Source organism: Streptomyces sp. NRRL F-5727 (assembly GCF_000719555.1).
Lineage (GTDB): Bacteria > Actinomycetota > Actinomycetes > Streptomycetales > Streptomycetaceae > Streptomyces.
In genome coordinates this window covers 1-13,326 of sequence record NZ_JOGX01000104.1, presented here as the reverse complement: position 1 = coordinate 13,326, position 13,326 = coordinate 1, and the positions used below count along the sequence as shown (strand labels likewise).

The window sequence follows — 13,326 nt, the reverse complement described above, 5'->3', positions numbered from 1 at the left end:
GGGGTCGCCCGGGGTGGGGTGGGGCGGCGGGGGAGGGTGCCGTCGGTGAGGCGGCGGGCCGTTCTCGCCGCGTCGCGCGAGGCCGCCGCGCCGGAGTCGTTCGGGTTCGCTGCCGTCATTCGGGGTCCACCTCTTGTCTCGGGGTCATCGGAACAATCGCCGCCAGGTCTCCGGGCCCGGGTAGCCGTCGGCCGCCGCGCCGCGCCAGCCCTGTGCCCGCTGGAACGCCTCGACGTTGCGGCGGTCCGCCTCCGTCCAGCGCGGACCGGGTCCCGACAGGTAGTGCTTGCCGAAGCCCCGCTTCACCAGTTGTTTGCCCAGCTTCTCCACATATGCGTTGGATTGGCCCGGACGGAAGGAGCCACGCCCGGGGAACCCCTTCGCATCTGTGCTCGGACCGCCCGAACCACTCGAACCGCCGATGTCCCGGCCCTCGCCCGAGACGAGGAGCCGCCAGGTGTGCGGGCCCGGCAGGCCGTCCGCCTCCTTGCCCTTCCAGCCCTGCGCGCGCTGGAACGCCTGGGTCGCCCTGCGGTCGGCCTCGCCCCACCGGGGGCCGGGCCCCTGGGCGTAGAACTGCTTCCCGCCGCGGGCGACCAGCATCTGCCCGAGCCGCGTCACGTACGCGTTGTTCGCGCCGGGGCCGAACCTCGCGCCGCCCGGGTACGCGGTCCCGCCCGGCGCCGTCTGGCCGCCGCCCGCGCCGGTGTCGCCACCGGCCAGGCCCTTGTAGCGGTAGGCCACGTACCGGTTCGAGTTCTCCCAGTAGGCCAGGGGCGTGGCCTGCTTCCGCGTGCGCGGCTTGGTCTGCTCGTAGGCGATGTACGACGTGTGGGTGTAGTCCGTCCAGCCGCCGAAGATCGTCACGTGCGAGCCGCGGGTGGGGTTGGCCGGGTTGTGGAAGAGCAGGATGTCGCCGGGCTGGAGCTCGGTGCGGTCGATGCGGACGGCGAAGCGGTCGAGGCTGCCGGTCCACTCGTTGCTGCGCAGGTTCCAGGCCATCGAGATGTAGCCCGAGCAGTCCTGGCGGTACCCGTCCGACCAGTACTTCTCCATGGAGTACGGCACCTGGGCCGCGACCCACAGCTTGGCCCGGTTGATGATCTCCGTGCGGGTCGTCCTCCGCAGCGTCTCGGTCGAGATCTGACTGGTCGTCGGGACGGCGCCCGGGGTGGGTCCGCCGTCGCCCTGCGCGGCCGGCGGGCCGTGCAGCGGGGCGCGGCCGCCCTGCGGGGTGTCGGAGCCCTGGGCGGCCTCCGTCGCGTCGGCGGCGTCCGCCGGGGTGACCGGGGCCGCGGGGGCGACGGCCGCGGCGATGCCGCCCGCCCCGCCGCCGCCCAGGACGGCGCCCGCCGCCGTCACCAGGACCAGGGCGCGGCGGGCGCCGTGCGCCGCCGGGTGGCCGCCCGCGCGGACCGGCAGGCCCAGCGCGAGGTCACGGCGGTGCCGGGCGCAGCCCGGGCAGCCACAGTCGGGCGCGGGTTCGAATTCCTCGAAGACCGGCACGCTCATGCGATCCCCTCCACACTCGTCAAGATCTTTTGGGCCTCTGTTTCGGGCGCCAGTTTCTCAACTGTCTGGACAAATCGCATTTTGACGGATCAACGGCCTGATACGACCATCCGACAGGCCGGAGACGGTCGCCGTTGGTCAGGAGCACCCCTGGAGGTCGGGTAGAGTTATCTCTGTCAGCAGGCGCCGCTAGCTCAGTTGGTTAGAGCAGCTGACTCTTAATCAGCGGGTCCGGGGTTCGAGTCCCTGGCGGCGCACCGACAGGGAAGGCCCCTCGCGAGAGCGAGGGGCCTTCTTGTTTCCGCACCTCAACTACCGTGCGTTGCGGGCCAGTTCCAGGGCGTACGCGTCGAACCACTCCCCCGCCTTCGGCCCGCCGCCGCACTCGCCGTCCGACTCGCCGGGCCGCTTGATCCACAGATACGCGCGGACCAGCGGGTCGCCGGTGCGCAGGGTCGGCGGCGTGCCGAGCGCCCGGCCCGGCGGGTTGCACCAGCTCTCCGCCGGGTCGCCCGCCAGGTGGGGGCCGTTCCCGTTGCGGCTGGTGTCGACGACGAAGGGCTTGCCGCCGACGAGGGCGGAGAGCCGGCGGCCGTACGCCACGCTCTCCTCGGTCGTGCGGAAGTTCGAGACGTTCACCGCGAAGCCGTCGGCGGCCGTGACGCCGGCCTGCCGCAGCGGTGCGGCGAGGCGCTCCGGGGCGGCCCAGCCGGCGTTGCCCGCGTCGAGGTGGACGGTGACCTGCGGCTGCCGCTTCAGCCGGTCGACGGCCGCCTTGAGCAGGGCGTACCGCTCGTCGCGGCGCTGCCCGGCGGCGCAGCCGTCGAGCGCGTGCATCACCGCGTCGGGCTCCAGGACGACCGTCGCCCGCCGCCCGCCGATCCCCCGGGCGACGGCGTCCACCCAGGCGCGGTACGCCGTCCCGTCCCGCGCGCCGCCGGCCGAGTGCTGCCCGCAGTCGCGGTTCGGGATGGCGTAGAGGACGAGCAGCGCGGCCAGGCCGGCCTTCGTCGCCGCCTCGGTGACCGCCCGTGCCTCCGCCTCCGGACGGTCGGAGCCGATCCACTCCGCGACCGGCCGGGTCGAGATCCGGATCAGCAGCGCGGCCTCGGCGCTCCGCCCGGCCGCCCGGTGCGCGGCGACGGCCCGGGCGGCCCTGCTGTCCGGATTCACCCAGTAGGGCACCTCGCCCGCCGCCGGGCCGGGGGCGGGGGCCGGTGCCGGTGCCGGTGTGGGTGCCGCGCAGGCGGTGGCGGCGAGGAGCGCGAGGGCCGCGGCGAGGGGCGCGGGCGGGCGTGCGGGCATACGGGCCTCGGGCGCGGTCGGTTCGACGGAGTGGCGCCCATCGTGACACGCCGCCACCCGGCGAGCCGCGAGGCACGACCCACCGCCCCGCCCCCGCCCGCGGACCGGCGGAGGGCGGGGTTACTCCGCCGAGGTCAGGTAGGCGGAGACGACGACGTTGGCCGTGTAGGTGGCGGTGGCGCGGTCGAAGGTGCCGCCGCAGGTGATGAGGCGGAGTTCGGCGCGGGACGGGTCGCGGGGGCCGTAGACGGCGCGGGGGTCGAAGGCGTCGCGCGGGACGACGCGGACGTCGTCGACGGTGAAGACCGCGACGGATCCGTCCGTCCGGGTGACGCGGACGGTCTCGCCGGGGCGGGTGGCGCTGAGGTGGTAGAAGACGGCGGGGCGGGTGTCGGTGTCGACGTGGCCGACGAGGAGCGCGGGGCCCGCCGCGCCGGGCGTCGTGGTGCCGGGGCCGTACCAGCCGACGGTGTGCGGCAGCTCGTACGGCGGCGGGTCCACCGCCCCGGTGGCGTCGAGGCCCCGGGGGACGACGGGGGCGTCGATGCCGAGGGCGGGGAGCTGGACGCGGCGGGGTTCCGCCGCGCTGGGTATCGGCGCCCGCGACGGCGGCAGGTCCACGCCCAGCGGGCGGCCGACCGCCGCGATGTCGCCGTGCGTGGGGGCCGAGCTGCCGCCGGGGCCGTGGACGGTGTCCTGGCCCCACACCCAGAGCCCGAGGAGCAGGACCGCCCAGGCCACACCGGTGACCGGGCGGCTCGACGCGGCCACGCCTAGTCCGTACGCCGGCGGCGGGAGCTCCGGAAGGCGACAGCGACGGCGGCGACGCCGGCCATGCCGAGGCCGAGCAGGGTGTACGGGGTGCCGAGGCCGTCGCCGCTCGCCGTCTGGGCGACGCCGGGCGCGGCGGGGGCGGCGAACGCGGCGGTGCCTCCGCCGCCGGCGCGGACCGGGGCGACCGGGGCCGGGCGGTGGCTGGGCTCCTGGCGGCCGGGCGGCTCCTGGTGGTGCCGGACGGTGAGGGTGCCGACGTCGGGGTGGTCGTGGCCGTCGCAGGTGACGGAGACCTTGTAGGTGCCCTCCTGGAGTCCGGTGCGGACGGTGGCGCCGCCGAAGAGGGCGTACGCGCCGCCGTCGCGGCCGGTGAGCTCGGCGTCGGCGACGAACGCCGGGGACTTGGCGGCGCCGGTGGTGCCCTTGCAGCCCTGGACGCGGACGTCGATGTCGGCGCCGGGGGCCGCGGTGGCCGGGGTGACGCCGGCCCGGACGCCGTCGTGGGCGACGGCGGTGCCGGCCGCGGGGGCGAGCACCAGAGCCAGCGCCGCCCCCGCGGCACGGAGAGCGATGGGACCTGAACGCATGGTGACCTCCTGGTACTGGCAGGGTCACCCGGTTCGGGCGTTCCCGCATCCGCAGGGGCGACGCTCCGTGAGCGCTACACGCGGTCGACGAGGTCCGCGATCGACTTCACGATCTTCGAGGGGCGGAACGGGAAGCGGTCGATCTCCGCCTCGGTGGTGAGGCCGGTGAGGACGAGGAAGGTCTGCATGCCCGCCTCCAGGCCCGCCAGGATGTCGGTGTCCATCCGGTCGCCGATCATCGCGCTGGACTCGGAGTGGGCGCCGATCGCGTTGAGCCCGGTGCGCATCATCAGCGGGTTGGGCTTGCCCGCGAAGTACGGCTCCTTGCCGGTGGCCTTGGTGATGAGGGCGGCGACGGAGCCGGTGGCGGGGAGCGGGCCCTCCAGGGACGGGCCGGTCTCGTCCGGGTTGGTGCAGATGAAGCGGGCGCCGTTGTTGATGAGGCGGACCGCCTTCGTCATGGCCTCGAAGGAGTAGGTGCGGGTCTCGCCGAGGACGACGTAGTCCGGGTCGTGGTCGGTGAGGACGTAGCCGATGTCGTGGAGGGCGGTGGTGAGGCCGGCCTCGCCGATGACGTACGCGGTGCCGCCGGGGCGCTGGTCGTCGAGGAACTTCGCGGTCGCGAGCGCCGAGGTCCAGATGTTCTCGACGGGGACCTCCAGGCCCATGCGCATGAGGCGGGCGTGCAGGTCGCGGGCGGTGTAGATGGAGTTGTTGGTGAGGACCAGGAACGGCTTCCCGGTCTCCCGCAGCTTCCTGATGAACGCGTCGGCGCCGGGGATCGGGACGCCCTCGTGGATGAGGACGCCGTCCATGTCGGTGAGCCAGGATTCGATCGGCTTGCGCTCTGCCATGGGTGCGGGACTCCTGCCGTACGGACGTGGAACGTGCGGTGTGCTGGGGGCGACGCGACAGCGCTGTGGCGACGCCCCCAGCCTAGGTCAGGAAGCCGTCACCGTGACCCCGTCGATCGTCCAGTACCAGTTGTTCGCGCCGGTGTAGCGGAAGCGGAAGCTGACGTTCGACGCGCCGGCGGGGACGGCGACGGTGAGCGACTGGGGCTGGGAGATCACGTCCGAGGTGTACGTCTTGACGACGGTCGGGGTGCCGCCGTTGAAGGAGGCGAGGACCTCGGCCTTCTGGGCGCCCTCCTGGCGGTAGAGGGTGGTGAAGCCGAGGGTGACGCGGGCGGCGCCGGCGACCGCGTACGCCGGGGTGACCAGGGTGGTGTCGTACGCGCCGGAGAAGGTCTTGTCCGCCCACTCGTCGGAGTCGGCGACGGCGAACACGCCGCGGGCGCGGACGTTGAGCTCGCGGGACTGGTCGCGCTGGGTGCGGGACCAGAACTCGTCGGTGGCGAAGGACCAGCCGCGCCACTCGGTCACGCCGCCCGTGCCCATCGCGTTGTTGACGACGGACCAGCCCGCGGGCGGGGTGTGGGTGAAGCCGAGGACGCCGGCGGGGATGCCGGTCTCGTCGACCCGGCCGCCCAGCGAGCCGTACAGGGTGTCGAAGGGGTCGGTGGAGCGCTCCTGGACCGGCTTGCCGTCGAGGCCCCAGGACGGGTCGGGGACGATGCCGAGCTGGCGGAAGACGGTCGCGGCGACGTCGACGAGCCGGGTGTCGACGGGGCGGGCGCCGGCGGCGATGCCGGGGCCCTGGGCGAGGACGAAGGTGCGGCGCTCCTCGATGGCGGAGCCGCCGTGGCCGCCGGCGTCGGTGTGGCCGTGGTCGGTGGTGACGATGACGGTCCACCGCTCGGAGGCGTAGGTGGGGCGGGCCCGGATCGCGGCGAGGAGGCGGCCGAGGTAGCCGTCCTGGACGTCGATGGCGTCGAGGTACTTCTGGCTGGCGGCGCCGTGGTTGTGGCCGATCTCGTCGGTCTCGCCGAAGTAGACGAAGAGGACGTCCGGGTTCTGGTCGCGGAGGACGGACTCGGTGATGTCGGTGATCAGCTTGTCGTTGACCACGTAGTCGTTGTCGTAGACGAGCTTGGCGTCGGCGCCGGGCGTGACGGTGCCGTGGGTGTCGAGCTCGGGCCAGTCGACGGCGGCGAAGAGGGAGAGCTCGGGGCGGACCTGGTGCAGGCGGGCCAGGAAGCCGGGGTACTTGGCGTAGTTCTTGCCGGTGAAGGTGTTGTCCCTGACGCCGTGCTTGTCGGGCCAGACGCCGGTGGAGATCGTCGACCAGCCGGGGCCCGAGGAGGTCGCGGCCATCGGGTTGGCGTAGAGCAGGGAGCGGCCGTAGGTGCCGTTCGCCATCAGGGACTTGAGGGTGGGGGCCTTGGCGGCGTCGATCCGGTCGTATCGCAGGCCGTCCATGCCGACGACGAGGACCTTGTCGGCGCTGGTGCCGTTCGGGAGCGTCGGGGCGGCGGCGTGGGCGGCGGGGGCGGCCGCGAGACCGGTGGCGGCGAGGGCGGTGCCGGCGGCGGTCGCGGCGAGCACGGTGCGGCGGGAGATGCCGGGGATCGGCATGTCGGTGTCCTCCGGGGAAGGGGGAGAAGGGGACGGACGCACACCAACGCCCCCGGTTCTCGGGGGCGTTGGTCCGTACCCGTTATCTTTCCGCTATCTGCGCGGGGGGTCGAGGGGACGTGCGGTGAACTCTCAGCTTCCGGTCGCGGACTTCCACGCGTCGACGTAGGAGGAGAGGTTCTCGTCGATGTCGGCCCAGTCCGGCTCGAAGATCTCGACGCCCTCGATCAGCTTCGCCAGCTCGATGGCGTTGGCGTCGGTGGCCTTGATGTCCTTGCGGGCCGGGAAGCCGCCGCCGACGGCGCTGACCTCGCGCTGGGCGCCCTCGCTCAGCATGAAGTCGAGGAGCTTCCTGCCGTTCTCGCCGTGCGGGGCCTTGTCGACCAGGCCGGCCGCGTAGGGCAGGGCGAAGGTGGTGGGCTTGCCGCCCTCCCTGGCCGGGAACCAGATGGCGAGGTTCGGCATGGACCTGGCCTGGGCGAAGTTCATCTGCACGTCGCCGTTGGCGACGAGGAGTTCGCCCTTGTCGACCTTGGGGGCGAGCTTGGAGGTGGAGGAAGACGGGCCGACGTTGTTGGCCTGGAGCTTCTTCAGGTACTCCATGGCGGGCGCCTGGCCGCCGAAGTCGTGCATGGCCTTGATGAGGACGGCGGTGCCGTCGCCGGCGACGCCGGGGGTGGAGTACTGGAGCCTGTTCTCGAACTTCCCGTCGAGCAGCGCCTCCCAGGTGCCGGGGGCCTCGGGCAGCTCCTTCTTGTTGTGGATGAAGCCGAAGTAGTTGTTGACGACGGAGGTCCAGGAGCCGTCGGCGGCCTTGTCGGCGCCGTCGACCTGGTCGGCGCCCTTCGGGGTGTACTTCTGCAGGAGGCCCTTGGAGCCGGCCTGCTGGATGAAGGGCGGGAGGGTGACGATCACGTCGGCCTGCGTGTTCGACTTCTCGCGGAGGGCCCGCTGGACCATCTCCCCGGAGCCGCCCTCCACGTACTTCACCTTGATGCCGGTCTCCTTCTCGAAGTCGGCGAAGACCTTGTCGTACCAGCCGTCGCCCTTCTCGCCCTTGAGGCCGTCGGCGCTGTAGACGGTGACGACCTTCTCGTCGGAGGCGGCGGAGGAACCGCCGCAGGCGGTGAGGGAGGCGGCGAGGGCGAGGGCTCCGGCGACGGCGGCGACCGGCTTGGCGTGCGTCAGCATGACGTCGTTCTCTCCTAGCGGTACGAGGCTTTGGTACGGATACGGGAGACGGCGAGCAGGACCAGCAGGGTCGTGGCCATGAGGACCACGGCCAGCGCCGATCCGGTGAAGAGGGACCCGCGGTCGGTGGCGGTGAAGACCAGGACCGGCAGCGGCATCCAGTCCGGCGGGTAGAGCATCATCGTGGCGCTCAGCTCCCCCATGGACAGCGCGAAGCAGAGCCCGGCGGCGGCGCTCAGCGAGGGCAGCAGCAGGGGCAGCCTGACCTTGAACAGGACGTACGAGGGGCGGGCGCCGAGCCCGGCCGCCGCCTGCTCGTACATCGGGTCGAGGCGGCGGATCGCCGCGGAGACCGACTGGTGGGCGAAGGCCGTGACCAGCACCGTGTGGGCCAGGATCACGATCCAGCGGGTGCCGTTGAGGAGCAGCGGCGGCCGGGAGAAGGCCACCAGGACGGCGAGCCCGACCACCACCGACGGCACGGCGAGCGGCAGCACGAAGAGGGCGTCGAGCGCCCGGCGGCCCTTGCCGCGCAGGGCGGCGGCGGCGAGCGCGGCCCAGGTGCCGAGGGTGAGCGCGAGGAGGCTCGCGGCGGCGGCGGTCACGAGGCTGGTGGTCAGGGCCTGGAGGGACTCGCCGCGGACGGCCGCCGTGTAGTGCTCGGCGGTCGGCCCGGAGGGGAAGGCGCCGGACCAGTTCGTCGAGAACGAGGCGGCGACGATGACGAGGAGGGGGACGGCGAAGAGCGGCACGAAGAGGACCGCGAAGAGCAGCCAGGACCCCCACCGTCCGGTACGGCTATGCACCAGCACGCTTGCTCACCACCCGGTAGAAGGCGTAGAGGCCGACCGAGATCGCGACGTTGACGACGGCGACGACACAGGCGGCGGCGTAGTCGGATTCGAGGATGGCCTTGGAGTAGACGAGCATCGGGAGGGTGGTGACGCCCTTGGCGCCGGTGAAGAGGACGATCCCGAACTCGTTGAGGCACATGACGAGGACGAGGCTGCCGCCGGCCGCGAGGGCGGGCAGCGCCTCGGGGAGGATCACCCGCCGCACGATCCGCGCGGGCCGGGCGCCGAGCGAGGACGCCACCTCCAGCTGCGCGGTGTCCAGCTGGGAGAAGGCGGCGAGCAGCGGCCGCATCACGAAGGGCGTGAAGTAGGTGATCTCGGCGAGGAGGACGCCCCACGGCGTGGTGAGGAAGTGGAACGGCCCCTCGGCGGCGCCGGTGGCGCCGGTCCACAGCCCGTTGGCCATGCCGACCGTGCCGTACACGAAGAGCAGGGCGAGGGTGATGAGGAAGGAGGGGAAGGAGAGGAAGACGTCGATGAACCGGGAGACCGCCTTCGCCCCGGGGAACGGCACGAAGGCGACGATCAGCGCGAGGACGAAGCCGAGGACGAGACAGCCGACGGTGGCGCCGGCCGCGAGCCACACGGTGGTGACCAGCGCGTCCCGGAAGGAGGCGGAGGAGAACACCTCGGCGTAGGCGCCGGGCGCCAGCGACTCCTGGACGACGAGCCCGAGCGGGTAGAGGAAGACGAGCCCGAGGACGGCGACGGGCGGCAGGGCCCAGACCCAGGCGGGGACGGTACGGCTCCGGGCCGGGCGGCCCGCCGTGACGGCGGGCGGCGCGGCGGCCCGGGCGCTAGCCATCGTTCACCCCCGCGGCCAGCAGCACCGCGTCCTCGGGCGCGAAGTGCAGCGTGATCTCCTGGCCCAGCGGCGGCGTGTCCCGCAGCTCCCGCACGTCCGCCTTCACGCGGTGCCCGCCGACGTCCACGTACAGCCGGTGGGTGGCGCCCCGCCACTGGACCTCGGCGATCCGGCCGCGCAGGGCGTTGGGCCCGTCGCCCAGGCCGACGAGGTGGGGGCGGACGCAGAGGGTGGCGGCGGCGCCGGGGGCCGCGTCGCCGGCCGGGACCTTCAGGGCGGTGCCGGCGAAGTCGACGCCGTCGGCGCCGACCCGGACCGGCAGCAGGTTGGCGTTGCCGACGAAGGAGGCGGTGAACTCGGTGCGGGGCCGCCGGTACAGCTCCTGCGGGGTGCCGCAGTCCTGGAGCCGGGCCCGGTCCATGACGGCGATCCGGTCGGCGAGGGTGAGCGCCTCGACCTGGTCGTGGGTGACGTACAGGATCGAGACGTCGGGGAGTTCGCGGTGGAGCCGGGCCAGTTCGGCGAGCATGCCGGAGCGGAGCTGGGCGTCGAGCGCGGAGAGCGGTTCGTCGAGGAGGAGGACGTCGGGGCGGATCGCGAGGGCGCGGGCGATGGCGACGCGCTGCTGCTGGCCGCCGGAGAGTTCGCGCGGATGGCGCCTGGCGTAGGCGCCCATCCCGGTCATCTCCAGGGCCTCGGCGACCCGGGCGGGGATCTCCGCCTTGGGGTGCTTCCGCGCCCTCAGCCCGAAGGCGACGTTCTCGTCGACGCGCAGGTGGGGGAAGAGGGCGTACTGCTGGACGACCATGCCGATGCCCCGCTTGTACGGCGGGAGGTCGGTGACGTCCCGGTCGCCGATGTACACGCGGCCCGCGGAGGGCCGGACGAAGCCGGCGACGGTGCGCAGGGCGGTGGTCTTGCCGGAGCCGGAGGGCCCGAGGAGGGCCATCACCTCGCCGGTCTCGACGGTGAGGGTGAGCGCGTCGAGGACGGTGGTGTCGCCGTAGGCGACGGAGACGCCGTCGAAGCGGATGCCGCTGCTCACGACTCGTACTCCCGTATCGCGGCGGGGAGTTCGGCGACGGAGCCGAGGACGTGGGTGGCGCCGTGCGCGGTGAGGGCGGGCCGGGTGTGGGCGCCGGTGAGGACGCCGGCGACGATCCCGGCGCCGGCGCGGACGCCGGAGAGCATGTCGTACGAGGTGTCGCCGGCGACCGCGGCACGCCGGACGTCGTCCACGGCGCCGGTGCGGAGCAGGGCGGTGAGGACCATGTCCGGGTACGGGCGGCCGCGGCCGCCGGCGTCGGCCGGGCAGAGGGTGAGGTCGGCGAGGTCCCGCCAGCCGAGCGCGTCGAGGATGGCGTCCTGGGTGACGCGGGCGAAGCCGGTGGTGAGGACGACGGTTCGGCCCTGGTCGCGGAGTTCGCCGATGGTCTCGGCGGCGCCGGGGACCGGGGCGATCAGGCCCTCGGAGACCAGCTCCCCGTACGCCTCCTCGAAGGCGAGGTTGGCCTGCCGGGCGCGGGTCTCGTCGCCGCCGAGGAGGTGGCGGAAGACGGAGATCTTGGACTCGCCCATGGTGGCGCGGACGTGGTCGATCATCGTGGCCGGGTCCTCGCCGAGGCGTTCGGCGGCGGCCGTGAAGGCCCGCTCGACGAGGCCGTCGTCGGCGACGGTGGTGCCGGCCATGTCGAGGACGATCAGGTTCTGCCTGCGGTCGGTCATGTGTGTCACCAGCCCAGTTCGTTCGCGGTCGTCTCGGCGATGGCGGGCGAGCAGGTCATGCCGCGGCCGCCGGGTCCGGTCACCAGCCAGACGCCGTCCCGCACCCGCTGGCGGTGGACGACCCGGGTGGTGTCCACGCACTGCGCGTACACGCCCGCCCAGCGGCGGCGGATCGGCGGCAGCGGGCGGCCGAGCAGCGACTCGACGACGCGGACCAGGTGCTCGTAGGGGTCCTCGACGGTGTCGAAGGCGAAGGGGTGCTCGTACTCGTGGGTGTCGCCGATGGTCAGTCCGCCGTCGAGGCGCTGCACCATGAGCAGCTGCATCCGGTGGGCGGCGGCGGTGGGGTCCTGCGCCTGTCCCTCGTTCAGGGCGTCGAGCGCCCCGGAGGCGTAGGCCGGGTAGTAGCGGAAGGAGTCGGCGTCGGCGACGGAGGTGGTCAGCGGCTCGCCGAGCGGGGCGGTCTGCATCATCTGGAGGCGGACGCGGCGGACCGGGACCGGTCCGGCGACCTCGCGGACCAGCCCGGAGAGCCAGGCGCCGGTGCACAGGACGACGGCGTCGCCGCTGTGCAGGTCGCCGTGGTCGTCGCGGACGGCGTGCTCGCCGACGACCTCGCGGACCTCGCGTCCGGGGAGGAAGGTGTAGCGGCCGGTGGCGAGGAGTGCCTCGCGGAGGGCGAGCTGCGCGGTGCGCGGCTCGACGGCGGCGTCCCGCTCGCACCAGAGGGCGGCGTCGAAGGCGCCGCGCAGGGCCGGGTTGACGGCGCGGGCCTCGTCGGGGGTGAGCAGCTTGTAGCCGCGGGCGGCGGCGTCCTCGCGGGCGACGGCCGCCTCGGCGACGGCCAGTTCCAGCTCGCCCCGGACGGGGGTGAGGGAGCCGATCGGCCGGAAGCCGAGGCCGGGGACACGGGCGCCGACGCCCTCCCACAGTTCGCGGGCGCGCAGGGCGGTGTCGAGCTCCTCACCGCCCGCGCGGCCGCTGACCCAGATCTGGCCGAAGTTCCTCAGGGAGGCTCCGCGCGCCTCGGCCTCGCGCTCGATGTGTACGACCTCGTGGCCGCGTTCCACTGCCTGCCAGGCGTGCATGGTGCCCACCACGCCGGCTCCTACGACGATCACCTTCATGCCGTCCACGCTCGGGGCGGCGGGTGACCCGGGCCGGTCGCGCGGACGACGGGACGGTGAACGGCCCGACAAGCTTGGACTAGACCCGTTATCTTCTCGTGATGTTCGGGGGGTCTGCTCGCCGGCCGTCCGGTCAGTCGTCCTGGCGGCCGAGGTGGGCCGTGAAGGAGAACCGGTCACCCCGGTAGAGGGTGCGCACCCGCTCCAGCGGCCGCCCCTGCTCGTCGCGGGAGACCCGGTGCAGCAGCAGCATCGGCAGGGCCGGCGGGGTGCCGATGAGCAGCGCCTCGCGCGGGGTGGCGAGGACGGTCTCGATCCGCTCGTCGGCGTCGCCGAAGGTGATGCCGAGCCGGTCGCGGAGGTAGCCGTAGAAGGAGGAGTCGGGGTCGAAGTCGCTGTCGAGGCGCGGGACCCGTGCCTCGGAGACGTACGTGCTCTCCAGGCCGACCCGCTCGTCGTCGGCGAGCAGCACCCGCTCCATGTGCCAGACGGGCGCGCCGGGCGCGACGCCGACCTCGGGGGCGAGCGCGTCGGGGCAGGGGAAGCGGTCGAGGGAGACGATGCTGCGGCCGGGGCGACGGCCCTGGCGGCGGACGCCCTCGGTGTAGCTGGCGAGGGAGAGCGGCTGCTCCAGCTTGGGCCCGGCGACGACCGTGCCCCGCCCCTGCCGGCGCAGCCTCCCCTCCAGGAGCAGTTCGCGCAGGGCCTGCCGGACGGTCTCGCGGGACACCTCGTAGCGGACGGCGAGGTCGCGCTCGGTGGGCAGCGCGTCGCCCTCTCCCAACTCGTCGACGAGGACGGCGAGTCGCGCCTTCACGGCGTAGTACTTGGGCACCCGGCCGTGCTCCGGGACACCGGAACGGACGGGCGCGCCGGGGGCGCCGGGGATGCTCGGGGTGTGGTGCTGGTTCATCCGGGGATCGTCGCAGACGGGGGTGAACGGGAGGGTGTACGGCGGGTGTCCCGCCC

13 protein-coding genes and 1 tRNA gene are annotated in these 13,326 nt (G+C 73.7%); 1 reads left to right on the top strand and 13 read right to left on the bottom strand.

Annotated elements, in window-relative coordinates:
- Positions 1–144: 144 nt before the first annotated feature.
- The gene (locus IF73_RS0135800) at positions 145–1,512 is read right to left on the bottom strand and encodes a peptidoglycan-binding protein (RefSeq protein WP_031015389.1); all 1,368 of its coding nucleotides are present in this window, start codon (positions 1,510–1,512) and stop codon (positions 145–147) included.
- Between the two features lie 183 nt (positions 1,513–1,695).
- On the opposite strand from IF73_RS0135800, the gene IF73_RS0135795 reads away from it, so the two are divergent.
- A tRNA-Lys gene (locus IF73_RS0135795) sits at positions 1,696–1,769 on the top strand.
- A 55-nt stretch (positions 1,770–1,824) separates the two neighbouring features.
- On the opposite strand, the gene IF73_RS0135790 is transcribed toward IF73_RS0135795, so the two are convergent.
- From IF73_RS0135790 to IF73_RS0135735, 12 genes are all read right to left on the bottom strand, one after another.
- Positions 1,825–2,817: a glycoside hydrolase family 6 protein gene (locus IF73_RS0135790; RefSeq protein ID WP_031015386.1), complete on the bottom strand. Its 993-nt coding sequence runs from the start codon at positions 2,815–2,817 to the stop codon at positions 1,825–1,827.
- A 120-nt stretch (positions 2,818–2,937) separates the two neighbouring features.
- A complete protein-coding gene (locus tag IF73_RS40780; RefSeq protein ID WP_031015384.1) occupies positions 2,938–3,588 on the bottom strand; it encodes a class F sortase in 651 nt (216 codons plus the stop codon).
- Positions 3,589–3,590: 2 nt separating this feature from the next.
- The gene (locus tag IF73_RS40775) at positions 3,591–4,178 is read right to left on the bottom strand and encodes a hypothetical protein (protein ID WP_031015381.1); all 588 of its coding nucleotides are present in this window, start codon (positions 4,176–4,178) and stop codon (positions 3,591–3,593) included.
- A gap of 74 nt (positions 4,179–4,252) precedes the next feature.
- Positions 4,253–5,032 carry an HAD-IIA family hydrolase gene (locus IF73_RS0135775; protein WP_031015379.1) on the bottom strand — a complete coding sequence of 260 codons (780 nt, stop codon included), beginning with the start codon at positions 5,030–5,032 and terminating at the stop codon, positions 4,253–4,255.
- Positions 5,033–5,119: 87 nt separating this feature from the next.
- The gene (locus IF73_RS0135770) at positions 5,120–6,655 is read right to left on the bottom strand and encodes an alkaline phosphatase family protein (RefSeq protein ID WP_031015377.1); all 1,536 of its coding nucleotides are present in this window, start codon (positions 6,653–6,655) and stop codon (positions 5,120–5,122) included.
- A 132-nt stretch (positions 6,656–6,787) separates the two neighbouring features.
- Positions 6,788–7,846 carry a 2-aminoethylphosphonate ABC transporter substrate-binding protein gene (locus IF73_RS0135765; RefSeq protein ID WP_031015375.1) on the bottom strand — a complete coding sequence of 353 codons (1,059 nt, stop codon included), beginning with the start codon at positions 7,844–7,846 and terminating at the stop codon, positions 6,788–6,790.
- 14 nt (positions 7,847–7,860) lie between these two features.
- Positions 7,861–8,658, bottom strand: coding sequence for an ABC transporter permease (locus IF73_RS0135760; RefSeq protein ID WP_031015372.1), 798 nt, complete (start codon positions 8,656–8,658; stop codon positions 7,861–7,863).
- Positions 8,645–9,505, bottom strand: coding sequence for a 2-aminoethylphosphonate ABC transporter permease subunit (locus IF73_RS0135755; RefSeq protein WP_031015369.1), 861 nt, complete (start codon positions 9,503–9,505; stop codon positions 8,645–8,647). The genes IF73_RS0135760 and IF73_RS0135755 overlap by 14 nt, the downstream gene beginning before the upstream one ends.
- Positions 9,498–10,550, bottom strand: coding sequence for an ABC transporter ATP-binding protein (locus IF73_RS0135750; RefSeq protein ID WP_031015367.1), 1,053 nt, complete (start codon positions 10,548–10,550; stop codon positions 9,498–9,500). The genes IF73_RS0135755 and IF73_RS0135750 overlap by 8 nt, the downstream gene beginning before the upstream one ends.
- Entirely contained in the window at positions 10,547–11,230 is a 684-nt protein-coding gene (locus tag IF73_RS0135745) for a phosphonatase-like hydrolase (RefSeq protein ID WP_031015366.1), read from the bottom strand. The genes IF73_RS0135750 and IF73_RS0135745 overlap by 4 nt, the downstream gene beginning before the upstream one ends.
- Positions 11,231–11,235: 5 nt before the next feature.
- Positions 11,236–12,357, bottom strand: coding sequence for a TIGR03364 family FAD-dependent oxidoreductase (locus IF73_RS0135740; RefSeq protein ID WP_031015364.1), 1,122 nt, complete (start codon positions 12,355–12,357; stop codon positions 11,236–11,238).
- A 133-nt stretch (positions 12,358–12,490) separates the two neighbouring features.
- Positions 12,491–13,270 (bottom strand): GntR family transcriptional regulator, encoded by a 780-nt coding sequence (locus IF73_RS0135735; RefSeq protein ID WP_031015362.1) that lies wholly within the window; start codon positions 13,268–13,270, stop codon positions 12,491–12,493.
- Positions 13,271–13,326: the final 56 nt, after the last annotated feature.

What these genes read in the sequence shown, in the direction of transcription:
- IF73_RS0135800 (WP_031015389.1), bottom strand. Translation starts at nt 1,512, where the DNA reads ATGAGCGTGCCGGTCTTCGAGGAATTCGAACCCGCGCCCGACTGTGGC.
- IF73_RS0135790 (WP_031015386.1), bottom strand. Translation starts at nt 2,817, where the DNA reads ATGCCCGCACGCCCGCCCGCGCCCCTCGCCGCGGCCCTCGCGCTCCTC.
- IF73_RS40775 (WP_031015381.1), bottom strand. Translation starts at nt 4,178, where the DNA reads ATGCGTTCAGGTCCCATCGCTCTCCGTGCCGCGGGGGCGGCGCTGGCT.
- IF73_RS0135775 (WP_031015379.1), bottom strand. Translation starts at nt 5,032, where the DNA reads ATGGCAGAGCGCAAGCCGATCGAATCCTGGCTCACCGACATGGACGGC.
- IF73_RS0135770 (WP_031015377.1), bottom strand. Translation starts at nt 6,655, where the DNA reads ATGCCGATCCCCGGCATCTCCCGCCGCACCGTGCTCGCCGCGACCGCC.
- IF73_RS0135765 (WP_031015375.1), bottom strand. Translation starts at nt 7,846, where the DNA reads ATGCTGACGCACGCCAAGCCGGTCGCCGCCGTCGCCGGAGCCCTCGCC.
- IF73_RS0135755 (WP_031015369.1), bottom strand. Translation starts at nt 9,505, where the DNA reads ATGGCTAGCGCCCGGGCCGCCGCGCCGCCCGCCGTCACGGCGGGCCGC.
- IF73_RS0135745 (WP_031015366.1), bottom strand. Translation starts at nt 11,230, where the DNA reads ATGACCGACCGCAGGCAGAACCTGATCGTCCTCGACATGGCCGGCACC.
- IF73_RS0135740 (WP_031015364.1), bottom strand. Translation starts at nt 12,357, where the DNA reads ATGAAGGTGATCGTCGTAGGAGCCGGCGTGGTGGGCACCATGCACGCC.
- IF73_RS0135735 (WP_031015362.1), bottom strand. Translation starts at nt 13,270, where the DNA reads ATGAACCAGCACCACACCCCGAGCATCCCCGGCGCCCCCGGCGCGCCC.